This is a genomic window from Bradyrhizobium sp. NDS-1 (assembly GCF_032918005.1).
Lineage (GTDB): Bacteria > Pseudomonadota > Alphaproteobacteria > Rhizobiales > Xanthobacteraceae > Bradyrhizobium > Bradyrhizobium tunisiense.
Genome location: NZ_CP136628.1, coordinates 5,559,505 through 5,581,011, shown reverse-complemented (window position 1 = coordinate 5,581,011; position 21,507 = coordinate 5,559,505). Strand labels below are relative to the sequence as shown.

Genomic DNA, 21,507 nt, shown 5'->3' with positions numbered 1-21,507 from the left:
GATGTGAAATACAAGCGATGAACGCGGTCGTCGTCGCGATTCATCTTCGAACGCGCGAAAGGTGTTGCAGCGCTGCACGAGCGGAGATGGAATAGGCGAAAAATTGCCGCGTTGCGAACGGCTCGTGCCTACTTTCGGCTGATGTCGTCCACCTATCCGACAATGTCGCAGGCCGGGCGCGTTGAACGGTTTCAATCGACGTGCGACATGCATTAAACTACGGAACTACCGCCTTTGAGTTTCAAGACGCGAAACCCGGCAGAGAGATCAGAGAGAACAATGACCGCACAGGACAGCAAGCTCGGCGATACCGACGACAAGTTCTTCGTCGGCAAGGGAGACGAGCAGGCCTGGCTGACGCTGGCGCTCGCCAATCGCCACGGCCTCGTCACGGGCGCAACCGGAACCGGCAAGACCGTGACTTTGCAAGTGATGGCGGAAGGATTTGCACGCGCCGGTGTTCCGGTCTTCGCGGCCGACATCAAGGGCGACCTCTCCGGCATCTCCGAGATCGGTGTGCCCGCGGACTTCATCCTCAAGCGCGCCACCGCGATGGGACTGAATTTCCAGCCCGACCAGTTCTCGACGGTGTTCTGGGACGTGTTCGGCGAGCAGGGCCATCCGGTGCGGGCGACCGTCACGGAAATGGGGCCGCTTCTGCTCGCACGCATGCTCGATCTGAACGAGGTGCAGGAAGGCGTGCTCAACGTCGCCTTCCGTGTCGCCGACGACAACGGGCTGACCCTCATCGATATGAAGGATCTGCGCGCGCTGCTCGATGCCATCGTGCCGGATGCCGGCAAGAAGGGCGCAGATGCCGAAGAGAGCCCGCTGGCCGACGTCAAGAAGGCCGCGCAGGGGTTCGGCAACGTCACCAAGGCCACCGTCGGCACGATCCAGCGGCAGCTCCTGGTGCTGGAGAACCAGGGCGGTACCAAATTCTTCGGTGAGCCGGCATTGACGCTGAAGGATTTCATGAAGACCGACCGCGACGGCCGCGGCATGGTCAACATCCTCGTCGCCGACAAGCTGCTGCAGAGCCCGCGGCTTTATGCGACATTCCTGTTGTGGATGCTGTCGGAGCTGTTCGAGGAGCTGCCCGAAGCCGGCGATCTGGCAAAGCCGAAGCTCGTGTTCTTCTTCGACGAGGCGCATCTTCTGTTCAACGACGCGCCCAAGGCGCTGTTGGACCAGATCGAGCAGGTGGTGCGTCTGATCCGATCCAAGGGCGTCGGCGTCTACTTCGTGACACAGAACCCGGTCGACGTGCCCGATCGCGTGCTCGGACAGCTGGGTAACCGGGTGCAGCACGCGCTGCGCGCCTTTACCCCGCGCGACCAGAAGGCGGTCGCCGCTGCGGCCCAGACCTTCCGTCCCAACCCGAAGCTCGACACCACCAAGGTGATCATGGAGCTCGGCAAGGGCGAGGCGCTGGTCTCCTTTCTCGAGGGCAACGGCACGCCGGCGATGGTGGAGCGGGTGATGATCCGGCCGCCATCGGCCCGCATCGGACCGATCACGGCGGATGAGCGCAAGGCGATCATGGTTGCAAGCCCGGTGAAGGGCAAATACGACACCGCCGTCGATGCCGAGTCCGCCTACGAGATCCTTCAGAAACGCATCGCCGGCACGGCGGTAACGGTGGACGGCCCGGCCGGCGCAAGCGGTGGCGGTGTCCTCGGCCAGATCGGCTCGATCGTCGGCTCCATCTTCGGCACCAACGTCAAGCGGGGCCGCTTGTCGACCGGTCAGGTCATTGCGCGGGACGTGACGCGATCGGTCACCAACCAGGTGATCGGCGGGATGGCGGCCAATATCGGCAAGTCGGTTGCCGGTCAGCTCGGTGGCTCGATCGGCCGCACCCTGGTCCGCGGCGCGCTCGGCGGATTGCTGCGAAGATAGGCAGGGCCGGACCGAGGCCGTCGACCGGCTGGCGAAGCTCGCTCCGCGCGGGTAGAGGTCCGATCACCACCGGCACAAATTCCGGTGAAGGCCTCTTCAAGAGTTCGGCCGTCTGCTACGTGCTGCTCTGCCGCCGATTGGACCGCACCCGTGACCTCGCTCGCCCTGTTAGCCAAGCCTGATACGCCGAGACGCCTGTCGCTGCGCGCGCCGCTCGACCTGCTTTTCCTGTTCTGCTGCCTCCTGCTGACCGCCGACGTGCTCGTCCCCGAGATTTTCGGCCGCGGCAAGACCAAGGATTACCTGCTCTGGTACTGGGCCGGCCAGCAGGTCTTGCAGGGTGGGTCGCTCTATCCCGCCACGGCCATCGAGTATTTCGACTTCATCTATCCGCCGCTGCCGGCGATCCTGCTGGCGATCCCGAGCTGGTTCGGCAAGATTCCGCTCTATGTCGTCCTGTCGATCCTGAATGCCTTGGCTTGGTGGTACACCGGAACGTTCTCCCACGTCATGGCCGGCTCGGACCGCAAGCCGGGTCCCTGGCTGGAAGCGCTGCCTGTTCTCGTCACCGTGCCCTTCGTGTTCGACATGTTCGACCTCGGCCAGCCCAACCTCGTCCTGCTCGCGATGATGCTCTACGGTTTCTGGAGCTTGCGGCATCAGCGGCCATGGCTCGCCGGCTTCATGTTCGCGCTCGCCACCGCCATCAAGGTGTTTCCCATCGCGGTGCTGCCCTATCTGCTTTGGCGGCGGAAATGGGCCGCTGCCGCCGCTACGGTCGCCTTCACCGGCATCCTTCTCTATGTCGTGCCGGCGCCGATCCGCGGCTTCGAACGCAACGCGGCCGAGCTTGCGCTCTGGTATCACGGCATGGTCGGAACGAGCTCGGAAAAGGGCTTTGGCCAGCGCGACGAGCAGAACTGGTCGTGGGTCAACCAGTCGCTGATCGCCGTCACGCACCGCCTCGTCCGCCCGATCAACTACAATCAGGACAGTCCCAACAAGCCGCCGCGCACGATGAATATCATCGACGTCGACTACCGGACGGCAAACTGGATCGTGCTGGCATTGTCGGCATTGCTCGGGCTCGGCTTCGTCGCGATCATGCCGCGGCAAGCGCGGCGAACGGCGCGCTCGGATGCCGAGGAGCTCGGCATCCTGCTCTGCCTGATCACGGTGGCCTCGCCGCTTGCGCGCCAATACTATTTCATGTGGCTGTTCTTCCCGATGGCGGTGTTGATGCATCGCGCCGCCTTCGACATGCGGCCAAAGGTACGCCTGGGAACCTGGCTCGCCCTCAGCGCTGCCGGCGTTCTCCTGCTGCTGGCGCTGCCGTGGTTTCCCAATGCCCTCCAGGCCTGGGGCAACAACCTTCTCGCGGCCGCCGTTCTTGCGGGTACGCTCGCATGGCACATCCGCCATCCGCCGGTTGCGGCTGGCTCGCAGCCTGCGACGGGTCTAAAACCCAGGCATCTTAAAATGCCGTCTTGAGACTCAAACGTCAGGAACTCCGACCATGGCCAATGCGCAGCTTCAATCCGTGCTCGACCACATCGACAAGGATTTCGACAACAGCCTGGAGCGCCTGTTCGCGGTGCTCCGGATCAAGTCGATCTCCGCGGATCCTGCCTTTGCCGGGGATTGCAAGGCGGCGGCGGAGCATCTTGCGAAGGACATCGCGAGCCTGGGCGTCGCCACCGAGGTGAGACCGACGGCCGGCCATCCCGCCATCGTCGGCAAGACCGGGGCCGGCGGACGGCCCCATGTGATCTTCTACGGCCACTACGATGTTCAGCCGGTCGATCCGCTCGATCTCTGGCACCGCCCGCCGTTCGAGCCCGTCGTCACCGATCACGCCGACGGCCGCAGGATCATCGTCGCGCGCGGCGCCGAGGACGACAAGGGGCAGGTGATGACCTTCGTCGAAGCCTGTCGCGCCTGGAAGAAGGTGACGGGCTCGCTGCCGATCGACGTCACCTTCCTGATCGAAGGCGAGGAGGAGGTCGGATCGAAGAATTTCGTGCCCTTCATCGAGGCCAACAAGGACGAGTTCAAGGCCGATTACGTGCTGGTCTGCGACACTGGCATGTGGGACCGCAACACGCCGGCGATCACCACCTCGCTGCGGGGCCTGCTCTATGAGGAACTGAAGATCACCGCCGCCAATCGCGACCTGCATTCCGGCGTGTTCGGCGGCAGCGCGATGAATCCGATCCGGGTGCTGACGAAAATTCTCGGCGGCCTGTTCGACGACGACAATCGCATCACCATTCCCGGCTTCTATGACGGCGTGAAGGATCTGCCGCCCGACATCCTCGAGCAATGGAAGAAGCTCAACCTGACGCCGGAGATGTTCCTGAAGCCGATCGGCCTGTCGATCCCCGCCGGCGAGAAGGGGCGCCTCCTGATCGAGCAGGCCTCGTCGCGCCCGACCTGCGACGTCAACGGCATCTGGGGCGGCTATATCGGGGAGGGCTCCAAGACGGTGATCCCATCGCACGCCTCGGCAAAGGTCTCGTTCCGCCTGGTCGAGGGGCAGGACCCGCAGAAGATCCGCAAAGCCTTCCGCGATTACGTCACGGCACGGCTGCCGGGCGACTGCAAGGTCGAGTTCGGCGACCATTCCGCCGCGCCCGCGGTCGCACTCGACTGGAACATGAAGCCGCTCGCCGCCGCCAGCAAGGCGCTGACGGAGGAATGGGGCAAGGAGACCGTGCTGATGGGCTCCGGCGCCTCGATCCCGATCGTCGCCGACTTCAAGCGCACGCTCGGCCTCGACTCGCTGCTGGTCGGCTTCGGGCTCGACGACGACAACATCCACTCGCCGAACGAGAAATACGACCTCCGCAGCTTCCAGAAGGGCATACGCTCCTGGGCCCGCATCCTCGCGGCTCTGGCAGAGGTAAAATAAGGGCGAGGCGCCTGGGGGTGGGCAAAGGCGCAGAACGCCGTGCCCACCATCTCTCGGTGAATAAATACGAAGGAAGAAGACGTGGGCACGCTCCCGCCGTCGCTGTTCGAGCGATGCGGACAAGTCGCTTTGCCTACCCGACGAAGCTTCTTTACGACGCTTCCGCCAGCGCCTCTTTCGCATCGGTCTTGATGCGCTCGACCATCGAGCGCAGGCCGTTGGAGCGCTGCGGCGTCAGATGATCGCGAAAGCCGAACTCGTTGAATACGGAGATCGCGTCGGTATCGAGGATCTCCCGCGGCGTGCGTCCGGAATAGAGCGACAGCACGATCGCGACCAGACCGCGCACGATATGTGCGTCGCTGTCGCCGCGATATCTCAGGATCGGCGCGCCGCCGTCACGATCGACCAGCTTCTGGAGCCAGACCTGGCTGACGCAGCCATTGACCTTGTTCTCGGCGGAATGTTCCGCCTCGGGCATCGGTTCCAGGGTGCGCCCAAGCTCGATGACATACCGGTAGCGGTCGTCCCACTCGTCCAGAAGCTCGAAATTGTCCCTGATTTCGTCGATGGTGGTCATGCTGCCCGTGTTCCCGCTTCCCGCCAATATAGGGGTCCGAGAAGCCGAAATCGATAGGGTTTGGGCACGAATTGTCGATCGGAACGCTTACGGCCGGCCCTCTGGTAGCTCTCCATGCGTGGGGAGGTCGATCTGGTCTTGTCGCGGGAAAGACAAGGCTGAAGCTGCCGCTGCGGAAAGCGGCGAGCCATGCGGACATGGCCGGAGCTTGCGAGGACGCTCTCTAATTCGCCGCCTGCGGGCCGCGCCATTCCAGCGCGAGGTCGTCCTGGCTCAGCGTGTCGCGCGGCGCTTCGCTCGCGACGACATCGCCTTCGCCGACCATCGCGATCGAGCCGGTATGGTCGGGCGCCTTCTTGTCGTTCCTCTCGTTCTTGTCGTTCTTGTCGTTGGAGATCTGCTCTTTCTTGTCGTTGATGATCTGGTAGATCTTGCGCGCGCCGTCCTGTGCGCGCTGGCCGATGATGGTCGCGGCCTGTCCGCCGACCTCGCAGGCCGCCGGCTGGCGCTTGCAGAATTGGGTCATGTCGGAGACGGCCGCGGTCGCAGCCTGCACCGCGTCGGCGGCGCCGATCTGCGGCAGCTTCTCCGATTCGGGTGTCTTGTCCCTGGGCAGGAGCACCAGCACCAGCCCGAGCCAGAATGTGATGCGAAGCAGAAAGCGCATCTTGCGACCTGTACGTTCGATCTCGCCCGCGGCGATCTCCGCGGAAGTCGGACCTAGCAACTCTCGATAAATCGCAAGTGATTGCCTTGAGCTTAATTCGCGGAAAATTTACGCAAAATTCTTCGAGATCGAAGATGTCGTAAATTTTCGATTGACGCCGGCGCCCGTGATTCCGCCGGCGGGCGCATCCACCAATTCGAAACCATGCGTCGCACGGTGAAACCCTGTGTTCACCATCCTCACTGAAGACGTCGCCAAATCGTCTAAAAAGCCCCGCGATGTCCCGGCCTCCGGCCGCACTCCGCGCCGCCTTAGCACTCGTTTAAGGTCGCTCTGACACGGTGGCTCAACGACAAGGAGGCGTTCCGGCGCGTCTTCCAGGACGATTGAGCCGAAGCGCGAGACCCGTGACAGTTTTGAGTATCATCCGCGATTGTCTCGATGCGCTGCTGCATCCCTCCGCGCGTTACGATGCGCTGATGCGGGCGCGCCATCGTGCCTTCATGGCGCCGCGGCTGCTCGGCAGCCTGGCGGCCTTTGCCGCATTTCCGGTTTATCTCGCCATGCGGGGGGCGCCGAGCGCGATCGAGGTCGCCGCTTTTGCATGGTTGATCGCGCCTATCCTGCTCTCCTGGTTCTTGTCGCGCACCGGCCGCTATGAAGGTGCGCATGTACTGTCGTCGCTGGCGCTCGCGGGCCTGATCATGGCGGTCGCTGGCACGACGGGCGGCATCGAATCATTCGCCGCGGTCTGGCTGGTCGTGGTTCCCCTCGAGGCTGCGCTGTCGGCATCGCGCCGCGTCACCGCTTTCGCGTCATTGCTCGCGCTGTCCTGTGCGGGGATCCTGATCCTCCTCAGTCAGCTCGGCTGGCTGCCGCCAGCGGACACCAGCGGCGCAGAACGCGGCGTGCTGATGGCGTTCGGCGTCGCCTCGGCGACGCTCTACGCCGCGGGCCTCGCCTTCGGCGCGGAATCGCTCGCGCGCACCGGCGTGGCGCTGCTGTCGCGCGAGGAGGAGCGTTATCGCCTGCTCGCAAGCAACATGAGCGACGTCGTCTCGCGGCATCGGCGCAACGGCGCGGTGCAGTTCATCTCACCGGCGGCGGAGGCCATGCTCGGCACATCGGCGGCGCAACTGCTCGGTCATGGCCTGTTCGACCGCGTCCATGTCGCCGATCGCCCGGCCTATCTCACTGCGTTGTCCGATGCTGCGCGCGGCGACGTGCGAAGCGTCGAGTTCCGGTTGCGGCGTGAGCCGGACGGTTCGGACCGTGGTCAGATCGATTTCCTCTGGGTCGAGATGCGCTGCCGCCCCCTCGACCACGATATGGGCCAAAATCCCCATAGCGACGCCACGCGCGAGGTCGAAGTCGTCGCCGTGATGCGCGACGTCACCGGCCACAAGCTGTCCGAGCAGGCGCTGGATCAGGCGCGTAGCGCCGCCGAAGCGGCTGATGCCGCCAAGTCGCGTTTCCTCGCCACCATGAGCCACGAGCTGCGGACGCCGCTCAACGCCATCATCGGCTTCTCCGAGATGATCGCGCAGGAGCAGACCTTGATGCTGGGTGCGGCCCAGCGCAAGGAATATGCCCAACTCATCAACGCTTCCGGCCAGCATCTGCTGTCGGTCGTCAACGGCATCCTGGACATGTCGAAGATGGAGTCGGGCAATTTCGAGATCGCGTCCGAGCCGTTCGCGCCGCGTCCCTCGCTCCTGCATTGCTGCAATCTGCTGGCGCTGAAGGCGCGGGAGAACGGCATCGATCTCGTCACCGACGCGCCGCAGGACCTGCCCGTCATGACCGGCGATCCCAGGGCCTTCAAGCAGATCGTGCTCAATCTCGTCGCCAACGCCATCAAGTTCACCGAGCGCGGCGGCCAGGTTTCCGTTTCCGCTGCGGTGACCGGATCGCAGCTGACGCTGCGCATCAGTGACACCGGCGTCGGCATTGCGCCCGATGATCTCAAGCGCATCGGCGCGCCGTTCTTCCAGGCGGGCAAGACCTATCAGCGCCGTCACGAAGGCACCGGCCTCGGACTTTCGATCGTGAAGAGTCTCATAGCGTTGCATCTCGGCGAATTGACGGTACAAAGCAAGCTGGGGGAGGGCACCGCCGTCACCGTCAGGCTGCCGCTCGTCTACACCCCGCTGCAAGTCAAGCCGGCCGAAAGCAAGATCGCCACGCTGACTCCGGTGCTGCGCCAGGAGTCTCATGACCAAACTGACCAACCCGCTCTGGTGAAGAAAAGTGCCTAAGAAGTCTGCCAAGGACGAATCCGCTCGTCGCCGCCGCGGCGCCAAGGCCGCGGTTGTCGATGTCGAGACCGAGCGCAATCTCGTCTTGCGCGTGCTGCTGCACAGCCCCAAGGACACGCTGGCTGGCCTCGTCGCCGTCGCTGCGATCGGTGCGATCGTTGCCAATGCGCTGTTCCTCCAGACCGGCCGGCATCCCGCGCCGATGTTCGGCACGGTGATCAATCTCCCCGCGCCGTCCTCGGCGTCGCTGTCGAATCCCTTGCCGCGTCCGCGTCCGGTCGGCGCCGACACATCGCCGCTCGAGCCGCGCGCAACGGAATTCCGCGCCGAGCCCAGACCTGCCGAGCGCGCCGCCGAGAAGGCGCCCGAAAAACCGGTCGAAGCGACCGCCTCGACGCGCTCGAACGATCCGATGACCAATCTGGTCAAGCAAACGACGTCGACGCCGCCGTCCGCGATGCGGCCGCCGGCGCCGATTCCCGTGCCGCAGAGCCCGGCCGCACGGCGTATCGCCGGCGTGCAGCGTGCGCTGTCCGAATATGGCTACGGGAACTTGAAGATCACGGGCACGATGAGCGGCGAGACCCAGTCCGCGATCCAGAAGTTCGAGCGCGAGCACAAGATGCAGGTCACCGGCCAGGTGTCCGATCGGCTGCTGCGCGAACTCGGAGCCGCGATCGGCCATCCCGTCGAATAACGCGCACTCCACTGTCATTGACGCCGATCAATTCCGCCCGTCACGCGCCGGCAGACCATGGCGCGTCCTGCAGGCGCGATTTGCTTGGGATCAATGACGGCCGACAGATGCGGGAACATGATCGCTCGTCTTCAACGAAGAAGAGAGGTTGTCATGTTCAAGGTCTCCGTCCTGGTCTGGATCATGCTCGGCACGGTGCTGGCGGGCGTCAGCCTGATCGTGGTGCTGATGGTGCCGAGCTTCGCCGCCGACGCGATCAGGAACATTCCCTACGCGGTCGCCGTGGGATTTGCGCTTGCGATGCCGCTGTCATACCTCGTTGCGCGCCAGATCAACGGCGGGCAGGGTGTAGGCAAGGCGTGACAATCGGACGCTGACACTGGCGGCGTGCGCCGCGCTGGCCTATCGTTCGACTCATGCGTTTGAAATCCAACATATGGGTCGCGGCTTACCTGCGCCGGTGCCAGACCGAGGGCGTGTTCGGCGCGGTCCGCCGTCGCGGCGCCGAGGAGGCGGGCGCGGTGTTCGTGAAGGTGTCGCTGCTCAACGGCCATGCGATGCTCTACGCGCCGGCGCCGCAGACCTCTTACGACGACGGCCGCCCCGTCGATCGCTTCTTCGTGCCGGTCGCGCCGCAGCCGCTGCCGGAGCACACCATCGAGGAACGTCTCACTAAGGAAGTCCGCTTCGATCCGGACGCCTGGATCGTCGAGACCGAGGATCGCGCCGGGCGGCATTTTCTGGAATTGGCGAAGGCGTAACTAGGACGCTATCGCGGCGTCATGGCCGGGCTTGTCCCGGCCATCCACGTTCTTCTCGTATGAAGCCAAGACGTGGATGCGCGGGACAAGCGCGGGCATGACGCGTTTGTGGAGCGACCGACCGTATCAAGTCGCGTTCAGCCTCACCGCTCCGACGATCCGTCGGTGCCAGTGCGGCGCGGCGGCATCGCGCCGGGCTGCACGCCCGGCCGCGTCTGGCTCGCGCCGGCGCGGACGCGCTGGCGTTCGCCGTCGTGAAGTGACGGCTGGTACTTCGCGCGGGTGACGGCGAGCGTCGAGCCGCGCCAGGCCGCCAGCATCACCAGCGCCGAGCGGTCGCTGAGGCGGTCGTAGAGCCGCGACAGCCGGTACACCTCGGTCACCGACGTGCCGATCTCCGGCTTGAAGAACAGCAGAATGCGCTGGAAGTTCGGGCTCGGCATGTCGAGCGCCCGCGCCGCGACCGCGAGCGCCTCCCCGCCGGCATCGTCGACGATCTGCGCTGCGACGCGCGAGGGCAGGATCAGGCTGTCGCCGAGCTCCAGGGTGAAGCTCTCGACGTCGCCCGCGACCGCCGCCATCTCCAGGATCTGGATCGCGCGCTTGGCGCGCACGGTCGGAATCCGCGGCGCGGCCTTCAGCGGGGTCTGAGCCAGATTGTGCAGGATCAGCGCGCGCTCGGATGCGCCGGCGCGGAAGAACATGTCGTGGATCTCGGCGGCGTCTTTCGGCTGCATCGCCATGTTCGAGGCCATGCGCAGCTCGGCGTCCGAGGGCGTGCGGACCGGCGCTGGAGCGGGTGCGGGAGTTGGGATCTCGCGGGCGAGCGGAACCCTGCGGCCTTCCTGCGCGGCGACCAGCCCGAGTTTCTGCAGCACCGGGACGGGCGTCTGCGGATAAATCGCGAGCTTGGCCTTGATGGCCGCACGCGTCGCATCGTCGACCTGGTCGATCAGCCGTGTTGCCAGTTCGGTAAACTGACGCTGCTCGTCCTCGCTGTGGACGCGCGTCTGGACGTAAAGGTCGGTCAGCACGCGCAGCAGCGTCGGCCGAACATCGACGCCTTCGCGACGGGAGAGGGACATCAGCCCGTCGAATCCGGGAAACAGCGACTTGGTCATGGAGAAATACGCGACCTGGAAGAGATACTCGTCGCCAGCCTATCGCGGGCTCCTTTAAAGGCTCGTTAAGGAAAACGAGGCGTGAAGCGGAACGCTCGTCTTGCCGCGGTTTCGTGCCGCAGCGGGACACCGCGGCCGGCCCGTGCGGATACGGTCCGAACGCCGCGTTTACACCCCGTTAACCATGAACTGATCTTAATGAATTGCATGTTGCAGGGGCGCGTTCGGTCGCGCGGCAATTGAAGAGAGCTGACATGGGGACCATCATAGAATTTCCGGCCGGTCGCCGGGTGGGCTCGTCGGGGGATGTCGCTCCGCGCGCGGACATGGGAACGATCCTGATCCTTCCCGTCATCCGTATCGAGCGCGAGGCAGATGAAACCAGCGGCGATCGCGGGCCTGAGCAGGGCACAGCGCCGGGGCGCCGACGCCGCCGTCGCTGACATCCGGTTACCTGCAATGCCGGATACCATCCGCCAGATCCGGCCCGTCCTATCGGCCGTCCTGCTCGCGCTGCTTGCTGCCACGCTCGGCGCGTGCAGCGGTGGTGATTTCGGCCGCACCCGCGCCGACATGCGCAGTGACGACATGCATCGCTGGCTGGGCGCGGAGGTCACCTCCAGCGTCGGCCTGAATCCTTCGCAATTCCAGCTCACCGACGAAGAGCGCCAGCTGCGCGACCTCGCCTATCCCATGATCGAGCCGCCGCTGTCGCGCCCCGCTTGGAAGAGCGTGTTCGGCGACTACAAGCCGCTACCCTCGCCCTGGCGTCAGAAGATCGTGTTCGACCGAACCATGTACGGACGCACGCTGATCGACGAGCCGCACCGCTCGCATTCCTCACGTTATGCGCAGCTGATCGAGGACGTGCGCAACGACATCACCCGTTTCGAGCCGTTCTTCGCCTCTGCGATCCGCGTCATCGATCTCGACAGGAAGCGCGACGCCAGCATGGCGCGCGTCTCTGCCCTTTCGCCGCGGGAGAAGGCCGACGCGGTCGCACGCATGCAGGAGAATTCGCTGATCGTGCAGTGGGTGCAGCAGTGCCTGGAGCAGCGCGTTTCGTCCTACCGCTGGGCGCTCGAGCGCTTGGTGATCCAGGCGCCCGACGGCATGGCGGCCGATGCCGATCGCCTGATCGGCGAGCTCGCCGCCCAGACCGCCAACCCGCCGGTCGCGGCGCAGCCGCCTTACGGCCGCGCCGTCGTCTCGAAGGGCTGAGGGCGGTCTCCGTCTGTCGAATGCGGCCATCTTGGCCCGGCGGCTGATCAGCCTGAGCCGCCTGTCCGTATCCATGGAACCGTGCCGGCCCTAGCCGCCCAACCCTGTTGAGGCAGACGGGAACCGGCATTGAAGGCCCTTGTCCTTCCGGGCCGGCCAGATAGGATTGTCACGTTTCTTCAAAGTCATTTTTCCAAAGGTCCTTAGAGATGAGCTTAGACGCCCCGCGTCCGTTCAAGAGCCGTCCGGACGCTTTCCCCCGCCATCTGCTGGCACTTGCCGTTCTGCTCGGGTCCACCGGCTCCGCAGCCGCGCTGAGCAAGGAAGGAGCGCTCGAGAATTGCCGGATGACGGCCGGCCGGCCGATCGTGCAAGCTTGCATGCGCGCCGGCGGAGGGCCGGCCGGAGGCGCCAATCTCGAAGCCTGCCGCGCCAAGGCAGCGCCTCAGGTCAGGGCCTGTGTGATGGCCGCGCTGAATGCCGCCAATGGGCGTGCCAATGTTGCGGTGGAGCTTCCCAAGGACGCGGCGCCCAAGCTCGAGTCAGGTACGGCGCTGCCGAAGGATTTCGTCGCGCCGCCGCGCAGCATCGCCGACATCACGGCGATCCTCGATGGCGACAAGCCCGACGAGAAGATGATCGCCGAACTGAAGGCGGACGCCGACACGGCACCGACCGGGAAGGAGTCCCGCCAGGATCTCGCGCAGCTCTATTTCGATCGCGCCAATGCGCGCGCGCAGCTCGGACGCCTCGCCGAAGCGATGTCCGATGCCGACAAGGCCGTGGAGGTCGGGCGCGGGGCTGTCGGCCCGCAACTGCTCGGGCGGATGTTGCAGCTTCAGTCGCTTCAGCACTCTATCGCCGGTGATCCGAAGCGCGCGCTCGAGATCATGCAAAGGCTTCTCCGCGAATCGGCCAGCATGCCGGGCGCCAAGGGCTTCATATTCACCACGAACCGCGCGATCGCGGCCGTTCTGGTCCAGATGGGCGATCTCGCGCAAGCCGAGGCCTATCTCCGCCGCAGCCAGAGCGCTATCCAGGAGGCGCGCACCAGCGGCCATCCCAATTGGCGAGCCGCCTATGCGAAGTTCGGGCAGAGCTGGGAAGGCGAGCTTGAAATCTCTCGGGCACTCGTCTTCGAGGCGCGCGGGCAGTATGCCGACGCCGAGGCAGCGTACCGCATGGCGGAGGTGCGCAAGCGCGCGAGCACGAAGGCGATCATGGCGTCCGACAATGCGCCGGCCGAGACGATTCTGCTGCAGGCGATCGACGGCACCGTCTTGAGCCAGGCGCGCATGAAGGCGAAGCAGGGCCGGCTCGCCGAGGCCGAGGTGGACGCGCGCCGTGCGCTGCTCTCGCGCCTGCAGGACACCGGCAAGTACAACTCGGTTACGCCGCGCTACGTCATGGGTTTGGCGGGCATTCTGGTCGACCAGGGCCGTTACGAAGAAGCCGAGAAGCTCGGCCGCGTCGCCCTCGATATCAACAAGACCGTCGGTGTGCCCGAGGAGGCGCAGACCACCGTGCAACTGCTTTCGCAGCTCGCCGGCATCCTGACGCTGCGGCGCCAGAATGCCGAAGCGAACGCGATGTTCGCGCGGATCGACAAGGCCGTCGCCGGCTGGGATGCGCAGCGTCGCCAGGTGTTCGAGCTCAATCCGTCCCGGATCCTGTCGCTCTATGGTGCCGGGCAGCTGGACGCCGGCATCGCCGCCGCCGAACAGCTCGTGAAGAAGCAGGTCGCCCGGGTCGGGGAAAACCACTTCGACGCCGCCTCGGCGCGCGGCACGCTGGCGGTCGGATTGATGCGCGCGCGGCGCGATGCCGACGCGATCAGGGAGTTCAAGGCCGCCATTCCGGTCATGATGGCGAGCGCCAACGAGAACGCCGACGACGAGAACACGACCGTAGTGGCCGCGCGCAGCCAGCGGCTGCAGACCATCGTCGAGAGCTATCTGCTGCTGCTCGGCAGGGCGGAAGGAGCCGGCAAGAACGTCGGTGATGAGACGTTCAGCCTCGCCGATGCCGTCCGCGGCCGCTCGGTGCAGCAGGCATTGGCAGCTTCGAGCGCGCGCGCGGCGGCCAAGGATCCCGCGCTCGCCGAGCTCGTGCGCAAGGAGCAGGATCTGACCAAGCAGGTCAACGCTCAGCTCGGCACGCTCAACAACGTGCTTACGCTTCCGGCGGCGGAGCGCGACGAGAAAGGCGTTGCACAAATTCAGGCCTCGATCGCGGCGTTGCGCGGCCAGCGCGACAAGGCGCGCCAGGAGATCAAGCAGAAGTTCCCGATCTACGCCGATCTCGTCTCGCCCAAGCCGCCGAGCGTCGCCGAGATCCGCGCGACGCTGGCCGACGACGAGGCCATGCTGTCGTTCTATTTCGGCCAGAACGGCAGCTTCGTTTGGGCCGTGCCGAAATCGGGGCCGGTGGCGTTCGCCGCCGTGCAAGCCAAGATCGGCGACATCGAGAGCAAGATCCGCAAGCTGCGTGAAGCGCTCGAGCCGCAGGCTGCGATGATCTCGGACATTCCGCCGTTCGACCTCAAGCTCGGTCATGAGCTCTACGAGCTGCTGCTCAAGCCGGTCGAGAGCGGCTGGAAGCCGGCCAAGAACCTGATCGTCGTGACCAACGGCGCGCTTGGACTCCTGCCGCTGTCCCTGTTGCCGACGGCACCGGCAGAGGTGGCTGCGGACGAGGATCCCCTTTTCGTCGGCTATCGCAACGTGCCGTGGCTGGCGCGGACCCATGCCGTGTCGACGGTGCCGTCGGCGGCAGCGTTGCGCACGTTGCGGCAATTGCCGCCCGGCAAGCCGGGCCGCGGCGACCTCGTCGCGTTCGGCGATCCCTATTTCAACGCCGATCAGCACGCCGAGGCGGAAAGCAGCGGGGAGAAGATCCAGGTCGCCGATGCCGGCGGCAACATCACGCGCGGCGGGCCGCTGAAGCGGCGCAACAGTCCCAAGCTCGACGGCGTCGACAGCGCCGAGCTGGGCCTCCTGCCCAGGCTTCCCGATACCGCCGACGAGTTGAAGTCGATCGCGCTGGCCTTGCAGGCGGACCCCTCGAAGGTGCTGTTCCTCGGCAAGAGGGCGACCGAGAGCGCGGTGAAGACCATGAACCTCTCGGGCTTCAAGATCCTGGCCTTTGCCACCCACGGTCTGGTCCCGGGCGAGCTGAACGGATTGACGCAACCGGCGCTCGCTTTGTCGTCGCCGGTGGTGACGGGCGAGGGCGGCGACGGGCTCCTGACCATGGAGGAGATCCTCGGCCTCAAGCTGGACGCGGACTGGGTCGTCCTGTCCGCCTGCAACACCGGTGCGGGCGCGGGCGCCGGCGCCGAGGCGGCATCCGGGCTCGGCCGTGCGTTCTTCTACGCCGGCACGCGCGCGCTGCTGGTGACGAACTGGTCGGTGCATTCGCAGTCCGCGCGGCAATTGGTGACGGACCTGTTCAAGCGGCAGGCCGACGATCCCAAGCTGTCGCGCGGTGAAGCGCTGCGCCAGGCGACGATGGCCCTCGTCGATGGTCCCGGCTATCTCAACAGCGAAGGCAAGACCGAGTTTGCCTATGCCCATCCGCTGTTCTGGGCGCCTTACACCATCATCGGCGATGGCGGCTTGCGTTGACGAACTGGGAAAGGGGTGCACGGAAAATGAAGCGGACTGTTTTGCTGGGCCTCGTGGTCGCGGGTTTGTTGTCGTCCGGACCATCGCTTGCGGTGCCATTGATCACGGAGGAGGAAGCCAAGCTGCCGCCGCCGAAAGGCGCGGTTGCCGTCGATCAGCGCGGCATCATGCGCGGCCCGAAGGTCGAGTTCGTCTCGCCGGGCGCATCGGCGAGCTCGCCCCTGCCGCTGGTATTGAAATTCCAGTCCTATGGCGGGGCGAAGATCGATCTGGAGTCCGTCAAGATGATTTTCCTGCGGACCCCGAATGTCGACTTGACCTCGCGCGTCAAGCCGTTCGTGAAGGCCGACGGCATCGACATGCAGGATGCGGAGCTGCCGCCCGGCGAATACGCGGTGCGTGTCGATATCAAGGACAGTGACGGCCGTTCGGGCACGACCATCTTCATGCTGAAGGTCGCGCCGAAGTGACGTGCCCCTACTGCAAGGCAGGGACCGGGGAAGGCGCGCTTGTCTGCCCGTCCTGCGGACGCGACATCGCCGTTCCCGCGACGCTGATCGCGGAGCGTGACGATCTCCTGCGCAAGCGGCAGGAGCTGCGCGACGAGTTGAAACGGGCCAGAGACGAGGCCGAAGCCTTCATCAGGCGGAGGCATTCGCGCTAGCGATGGAGTGCCCGTTCTGCGCCGAGACGATCAAGGACGAAGCCATCGCGTGCAAGCACTGCTCGCGCGACCTGCGCGTGGTGCGGCCGACCTTGCTCGAGATCGAGGAGATCGTCGCCGATCTGGACAAGCTCAGGCGCGATCTCGACCGGGTCAATGTCCGGCTCGAGAGGTCCAAGAATCCGCTGCGCTATTTCACGACGCATGCGGTGCTCTACGTCGCGATACCGTCCCTTCTTCTGGTGATCGCGCACGTGCTCGTGACCATCACTTTCAACGCGTCTCCGATCCCGCTTCGGATTGCCTCCATCGCCATACCGCTGCTGTTCGGATTCCTGGCCTACCCGCTGCACCGGGTTTCGGCCTTGACGGCCTTTCTGCTGGCGTTCTTGGCGGCGGCCGTCAGCGTGCTGTCGATGCTGACGGTCACCGGGATTCACGATCATGTCCCGATCCTGCCGCAAGCCTGGATCGAATGGCGGGAAGTGTTCGAATACGGTGCCAGCATCCTGCTCGCCTTCGTCTCGGGAAACATCTTGAGCGTCGTGGTCTTCCAGGTCCTGCCGCGCGTGCTGACACAGGGCGGCAAACCGAATGCGTTCGCCTTCCGCTCGGCGCGCCTGCTCGGACAGCACGTCGGCGAGGAACAGCTGCGGCGACGCGCCCGCTTGATCCAGGACCTGATGCAGACCGTTGGGCCGCTGGTCGGCGTCGCCGCGACCGCGGTCGGCTCGATCTACGCGGGATTGAAGGGCTTGCTTGGATAGCCAGCCGTCACCGCTGGCCGTCATGCACGGAAATATCGGATGCCTTGAGGCCCCCGATGCGCGCGTGAGGGCGGCCGCCGGTTGCCATCACGAGGCCGAAGGCCATCTCGTCGCGCCTTGGCGCATCCCACAGCGTCATCTCCGCGGTGCCGAAATGGCTGCGGACATAGGCGGCGTGGATGTGGCCGAGCGGCACCATCAGGCGCGTGCCGGGACCGCCGATGGTCTTCGCGGCCGGGACGATCGCCTTTGGCTGTCCCAGCACCTCGCGCATGCCCTGGCCGCCGGCCTCGTGCCAGACGGCGCCATGCTCGAGCTCGCCGTCCTCGCCGACGATGATGCCCTTGCCATAGGCCTCGATGCGCGGCGCACCGCCGAGTTGCGCGATTTGGGCGCCCGCGAGCTCGCGCCCGAGCTCACGCAAGGAGGCCTGGAACGGCATCAGGTCGGGCTCATAGCGGCCGGCGAAGGGGTTGCGGATCACGGCAATGGCGGTGCCGACCAGAAGCGGCTGCTCCAGCCGCGGGCCGCGCTCGTGCCAGATGGTCTCGACGCCGAGCGCGGACTTGCGAATATCGTGGGACATCAGCGGCCTTACGCCTCGTCCACGACGGGATTGCTGAGCACGCCGATATTCTCGATCTCGACTTCGACCACGTCGCCTGGCTTGAGAAAGACCGGCGGCTTGCGGGTGAAGCCGACGCCGGCCGGCGTACCGGTGGCGATGACGTCGCCGGGGACGAGATCGAAAATGGTCGAGCAATATTCGATCAGCCGCGGGATCGAGAAGATCAGCATCGAGGTGTCGGACGACTGCTCCACCTTGCCGTTGACGCGCGTCTGAAGCTTCAGCTTGGTGGGATCGCCGATCTCGTCCGGCGTGACCAGCCAAGGCCCGAACGGGCCGGTGCCGACGAAGTTCTTGCCGGAGGCGATCTGCTGGGCATGACGCTGCCAGTCGCGCACGCTGACGTCGTTGTAGATCGAGTAGCCCGCGACGTGACTCCAGGCGTCGGCCTGGCTGATGTGACGGCCGCCCTTGCCGATGACGACCGCCAGCTCCCCCTCCCAGTCGAAATTGTCGGAGACTTTTGGTCGGATCACCGGCGCGTTGTGCGCAACCTGCGAGCGCCAGACCCGCAGGAAGATCGGCGGAAACTCGGTGATCTCACGCTTCATGCCGAACGCCACCGCCTCATTGTGGTGGTCGAGATAGTTGCGCACGGCGCAGACGATCTTCTCGGGGCGCGGGATCACCGGCAGATATTTGACGTCGCTCAGCGCCAGCGTGGGCCTGTGGCCAGCGACGATGGCTTCGCGCTTGGCGTAATCATCGCTCCCGAGGAAGTCCGCAAGCGTCGGGTATTGGGGCAGGGCACGGCCGAGATCCACCACGCCGTTTTCGACGACGGCGCCCCAGCTTTCCCGATTTCCTTCCAAGAACGACAGCAGCTTCATGGTTTCGCCCCAAGGGTTCCAATTTTCGATATGTTACATTATTTTCGAAAATTAGCCGCGGCGCAAGCCTGCCGCGTGAAAATTCCGGCGCCTATTCGGTGTCGAGCAGGTGGGCGGCGTATTTGGCGACGTTGTCGGCGGTCGAGCGGATATGGGTCTCGATCAGCTGCACGGCGAGATCCGCATTGCGCGAAATGGCGGCCTGCATGATCGCCTGGTGCTCGCCGGCCTTGTCGCGCGGGCGCGGGCGGAAATTGGCGGAGAGGTGCCGGTAGCGCTCGGCGCGATCGAACAGCTCGGCGCGAATGGCGAGCAGCGTCGCCGAGCCGCACGCGGACACCAGCGCCTGATGGAACTGGCGATGCGCGATCTTCCATTCGGGGTCGCGCAAGGGATGTTCGGGATCGCGCTGCTCGATTCGCTTCAGGCGATGCAGCGTTGAAATCACCGCGATTTCCCAATCGTCGTCGCCCCTTTGAATCGAGCGGCGAATCAACTCCATCTCGATCAGCACCCGCGCGTCGGTGACTTCGATTAGATCCTGGCGGCTGACCGGCGCGACGCGAAAGCCGCGCTGCTCCTGCGCATCGACCAGCCCTTCCGCGGCAAGCGCAGTCAGCGCCTCGCGCAATGTCGTGAAGCTGGCGCCGAACCGCTCGCGCAGCACGTCGAAGCGCAGCGGCTCGCCCGGCGGAAGCGCACAGGCGATGATCTCCTCCCGCAACCGATGCGTAATGTCGGCGGCGATGGTCTTGCCGAATTCCTTGCGGGGGCGGATGGCGCTCTCGGGCATGATGTCTGTCGTTGAATCGATGCCCCACCATGCCGCGCCAACGACCATCTTGCAATAATTTTCGTAAACGGTATGATTTTCGAAAATGCGGTCTGGGGGAGTACGGAAACATGAGGGCAGTGCTGGTGCGTCAGCCGGGTGGGCCGGATGCACTTGAGGTGGTCGAGCTACCGGTGCCTGCGCCCGGACCTGGCCAGGTGCAAATCCGGGCCGAGGCGTTCGGGGTCGGTCAGCCCGACGCACTGATCCGGCGCGGCGTCTACAAATGGATGCCGCCGCTGCCGGCCAATCCCGGCAATGACGTTGCGGGGCGCATTTCCGCCCTCGGGCCCGGCGTCGAAGGCTTCGCCATCGGCCAGAAGGTGCTGCTCAGCGCCCGCGACCTGTCCCAGCGCGGCGGCTGCTATGCCGATTACGTGGTCGCGCCCGCGGACGCGGTTCACGCGCTGCCCGACAATGTCGACCTGCAAGCCGCCGTGTGCCTGTCGAACTATCAGGTCGCCTACGCCCTGTTGCACGAGTGCCGCCATCCGCGCGCGCCCGCGAGTGCGCTGGTGATCGGCGCGGCCGGCGGCGTCGGTACCGCGCTGGTGCAACTGGCAAAGCTCGCCGGAATGACCGTCATCGGCACGGTCTCGACCGAGGAGAAAGCCGCGTTCGCGAAGGCGAACGGCGCCGATCATGTCATCTTCTACCGGAACGAGGATGTGGTGGCGCGCACTCGTGAGTTGACCAAGGGCGAGGGCGTCGGCCTCGTGCTCGATCACGTCTGCGGTCCGGAGTTCACCTCCTATCTCGGCGCACTCGGCAAATGGGGCACGCTGCTGTCGTACAACGCCTTCGCCGGATTGCCGGAAGAGAATCTGATGGCGGCGATGCGCAACCATCTCGACATTTGTCCGGCCGTGCGCTGTTTCTCCTTCCACATCTACGACCACGATCGCGACGGACGCCGCGCCCTGATGCGCAGCGTGATCGAGGCGCTCGGCCGCAACGCGATCAGGCCGGCAATCTCGGCCGCGCTGAGGCTCGACGAGGTCAGGAAAGCGCATACGCTGCTGGAGCAGGGCTCGGCGCTCGGCAAGATCATCATGATTCCATGAGGGGATGGATCGCACGATGAGCACACAAGCACCCATTGCACGCTTCACCCGGCTGCGACACGCCACCTTCGCCTCGCCCGATCCGGAGCGGCTGCTCGACTATTATCGCGGCGTGATCGGACTTGGCCTGGTCGGCCGCGATGGAAGCCGCATTTTCCTCGCCAGCGAGTCCGAGCAGCTTTCTCTCGTGATCGAGCCCGGAGACGCCGCGCTGAAGAGCATCGCCTTCGAGATATCGCCCGATGTCGAGATCGAAACGCTGGGCGCCGCACTGAAGCAGGCCGATCTGCGGCCGAAGTTTCTGAGCGATTCCCTGCCGGGTGTCTCCAGGCTGCTGTCGTTCTCTGACCCCGAAGGGACACGCTTCGAGCTGATACAGGGCTGGACGCCAACGCCAGCACAGGAGCGGATCGGCGGGCTCGCCGTCGGCAAGCTTGGCCATGTCGCCCTCCGCACGCCCGATCCCAAGGCTGCTTCGGAGTTCTACTCCAACGTGACGGGGCTGCGGGTCTCCGACTGGATCGAGGATCGTTTCGTGTTCATGCGCAGCGGCTTCGAGCATCACACGCTGAACTTCGCTCGCGCGCCGGCGCGCGGTCTCCATCATCTTGCCTTCGAGCTGCGCGGCCCCGACCACATCCATCGGGCCTGCGATCATCTCGCGCGGCACAAGCTTCCGGTGCTCTGGGGCCCGGTGCGTCACGGCCCCGGCCACAACACCGCGATCTATCACCGCAATCCCGACGGGCACCTGGTCGAGCTGTTCTGCGATCTCGATCGGATGGTGGACGAGGAGCTCGGTTATTTCGAGCCGCGTCCCTGGCATCGCGATCGTCCGCAGCGCCCGAAGGTCTGGGTCGGGCTGCCGCGCGACGTCTGGGGCATGCCGCCATCGCCTGAATGCACGGAGTTCGCGCGCTAGCGCGATGACGACTGGAAGACGCCGCACGCGCTGCGGCCAACGATAGAACAATCAAA

21 protein-coding genes are annotated in these 21,507 nt (G+C 65.4%); 15 read left to right on the top strand and 6 right to left on the bottom strand.

Going from position 1 to position 21,507, the window contains the following annotated elements; genetic code table 11:
• Nucleotides 1-279 precede the first annotated feature (279 nt).
• The 3 genes from RX330_RS26080 to RX330_RS26070 all read left to right on the top strand — a co-directional run bounded on the left by RX330_RS26080 (nt 280) and on the right by RX330_RS26070 (nt 4,813).
• The gene (locus RX330_RS26080) at nt 280-1,902 is read left to right on the top strand and encodes a helicase HerA-like domain-containing protein (RefSeq protein WP_317240378.1); all 1,623 of its coding nucleotides are present in this window, start codon (nt 280-282) and stop codon (nt 1,900-1,902) included.
• A gap of 150 nt (nt 1,903-2,052) precedes the next feature.
• Nucleotides 2,053-3,393 (top strand): glycosyltransferase family 87 protein, encoded by a 1,341-nt coding sequence (locus tag RX330_RS26075; protein WP_317240377.1) that lies wholly within the window; start codon nt 2,053-2,055, stop codon nt 3,391-3,393.
• Between the two features lie 25 nt (nt 3,394-3,418).
• Nucleotides 3,419-4,813: a M20/M25/M40 family metallo-hydrolase gene (locus tag RX330_RS26070; RefSeq protein ID WP_317240376.1), complete on the top strand. Its 1,395-nt coding sequence runs from the start codon at nt 3,419-3,421 to the stop codon at nt 4,811-4,813.
• A 151-nt stretch (nt 4,814-4,964) separates the two neighbouring features.
• Here RX330_RS26070 and RX330_RS26065 read toward each other — a convergent pair whose 3' ends face one another.
• Both RX330_RS26065 and RX330_RS26060 read right to left on the bottom strand, forming a co-directional pair.
• Nucleotides 4,965-5,393 carry a SufE family protein gene (locus RX330_RS26065; RefSeq protein WP_317240375.1) on the bottom strand — a complete coding sequence of 143 codons (429 nt, stop codon included), beginning with the start codon at nt 5,391-5,393 and terminating at the stop codon, nt 4,965-4,967.
• Nucleotides 5,394-5,616: 223 nt separating this feature from the next.
• Nucleotides 5,617-6,060, bottom strand: a complete 444-nt coding sequence (locus RX330_RS26060) for a DUF5330 domain-containing protein (protein WP_317240374.1) — start codon at nt 6,058-6,060, stop codon at nt 5,617-5,619.
• Nucleotides 6,061-6,467: 407 nt separating this feature from the next.
• On the opposite strand from RX330_RS26060, the gene RX330_RS26055 reads away from it, so the two are divergent.
• The 4 genes from RX330_RS26055 (at nt 6,468) to RX330_RS26040 (ending at nt 9,776) form a co-directional block, all read left to right on the top strand.
• Nucleotides 6,468-8,318: a PAS domain-containing sensor histidine kinase gene (locus RX330_RS26055; RefSeq protein WP_317240373.1), complete on the top strand. Its 1,851-nt coding sequence runs from the start codon at nt 6,468-6,470 to the stop codon at nt 8,316-8,318.
• Complete coding sequence (locus RX330_RS26050; protein WP_212081307.1) at nt 8,311-9,015, top strand: peptidoglycan-binding domain-containing protein; 705 nt, start codon at nt 8,311-8,313, stop codon at nt 9,013-9,015. Before RX330_RS26055 ends, RX330_RS26050 begins: the two co-directional genes overlap by 8 nt.
• A 153-nt stretch (nt 9,016-9,168) precedes the next feature.
• A complete protein-coding gene (locus RX330_RS26045) occupies nt 9,169-9,378 on the top strand; it encodes a hypothetical protein (protein ID WP_212081308.1) in 210 nt (69 codons plus the stop codon).
• 53 nt (nt 9,379-9,431) lie between these two features.
• A complete protein-coding gene (locus RX330_RS26040; protein WP_212081309.1) occupies nt 9,432-9,776 on the top strand; it encodes a DUF1491 family protein in 345 nt (114 codons plus the stop codon).
• Nucleotides 9,777-9,919: 143 nt separating this feature from the next.
• Here the strand turns inward: RX330_RS26040 and RX330_RS26035 are convergent, their stop codons facing one another.
• Nucleotides 9,920-10,897 carry a DUF2336 domain-containing protein gene (locus RX330_RS26035; protein ID WP_317240372.1) on the bottom strand — a complete coding sequence of 326 codons (978 nt, stop codon included), beginning with the start codon at nt 10,895-10,897 and terminating at the stop codon, nt 9,920-9,922.
• Between the two features lie 254 nt (nt 10,898-11,151).
• Between RX330_RS26035 and RX330_RS26030 the strand changes: the two genes are divergently transcribed.
• The 6 genes from RX330_RS26030 (at nt 11,152) to RX330_RS26005 (ending at nt 17,175) form a co-directional block, all read left to right on the top strand.
• A complete protein-coding gene (locus RX330_RS26030; protein WP_212067156.1) occupies nt 11,152-11,340 on the top strand; it encodes a hypothetical protein in 189 nt (62 codons plus the stop codon).
• Between the two features lie 16 nt (nt 11,341-11,356).
• Complete coding sequence (locus tag RX330_RS26025) at nt 11,357-12,118, top strand: hypothetical protein (RefSeq protein WP_317240370.1); 762 nt, start codon at nt 11,357-11,359, stop codon at nt 12,116-12,118.
• Between the two features lie 209 nt (nt 12,119-12,327).
• A complete protein-coding gene (locus tag RX330_RS26020) occupies nt 12,328-15,744 on the top strand; it encodes a CHAT domain-containing tetratricopeptide repeat protein (RefSeq protein WP_317240369.1) in 3,417 nt (1,138 codons plus the stop codon).
• A 26-nt stretch (nt 15,745-15,770) separates the two neighbouring features.
• On the top strand, nt 15,771-16,214 hold the full coding sequence (locus tag RX330_RS26015; protein ID WP_212081312.1) for a hypothetical protein: 444 nt from the start codon (nt 15,771-15,773) through the stop codon (nt 16,212-16,214).
• Nucleotides 16,211-16,408: a hypothetical protein gene (locus RX330_RS26010; RefSeq protein WP_317240368.1), complete on the top strand. Its 198-nt coding sequence runs from the start codon at nt 16,211-16,213 to the stop codon at nt 16,406-16,408. The genes RX330_RS26015 and RX330_RS26010 overlap by 4 nt, the downstream gene beginning before the upstream one ends.
• A 2-nt stretch (nt 16,409-16,410) precedes the next feature.
• Nucleotides 16,411-17,175, top strand: coding sequence for a hypothetical protein (locus RX330_RS26005; protein ID WP_317240367.1), 765 nt, complete (start codon nt 16,411-16,413; stop codon nt 17,173-17,175).
• A gap of 7 nt (nt 17,176-17,182) precedes the next feature.
• Here the strand turns inward: RX330_RS26005 and RX330_RS26000 are convergent, their stop codons facing one another.
• The 3 genes from RX330_RS26000 to RX330_RS25990 all read right to left on the bottom strand — a co-directional run bounded on the left by RX330_RS26000 (nt 17,183) and on the right by RX330_RS25990 (nt 19,426).
• Nucleotides 17,183-17,761, bottom strand: a complete 579-nt coding sequence (locus tag RX330_RS26000) for an amino acid synthesis family protein (protein ID WP_317240366.1) — start codon at nt 17,759-17,761, stop codon at nt 17,183-17,185.
• Between the two features lie 8 nt (nt 17,762-17,769).
• Nucleotides 17,770-18,633, bottom strand: coding sequence for a fumarylacetoacetate hydrolase family protein (locus RX330_RS25995; RefSeq protein ID WP_317240365.1), 864 nt, complete (start codon nt 18,631-18,633; stop codon nt 17,770-17,772).
• A gap of 91 nt (nt 18,634-18,724) precedes the next feature.
• Nucleotides 18,725-19,426 carry a GntR family transcriptional regulator gene (locus RX330_RS25990; protein WP_317240364.1) on the bottom strand — a complete coding sequence of 234 codons (702 nt, stop codon included), beginning with the start codon at nt 19,424-19,426 and terminating at the stop codon, nt 18,725-18,727.
• 110 nt (nt 19,427-19,536) lie between these two features.
• On the opposite strand from RX330_RS25990, the gene RX330_RS25985 reads away from it, so the two are divergent.
• Both RX330_RS25985 and RX330_RS25980 read left to right on the top strand, forming a co-directional pair.
• Nucleotides 19,537-20,529, top strand: a complete 993-nt coding sequence (locus tag RX330_RS25985) for a zinc-dependent alcohol dehydrogenase family protein (RefSeq protein WP_317240363.1) — start codon at nt 19,537-19,539, stop codon at nt 20,527-20,529.
• Between the two features lie 16 nt (nt 20,530-20,545).
• Nucleotides 20,546-21,451 carry a VOC family protein gene (locus tag RX330_RS25980; protein WP_317240362.1) on the top strand — a complete coding sequence of 302 codons (906 nt, stop codon included), beginning with the start codon at nt 20,546-20,548 and terminating at the stop codon, nt 21,449-21,451.
• The last annotated feature ends 56 nt before the right edge of the window (nt 21,452-21,507 follow it).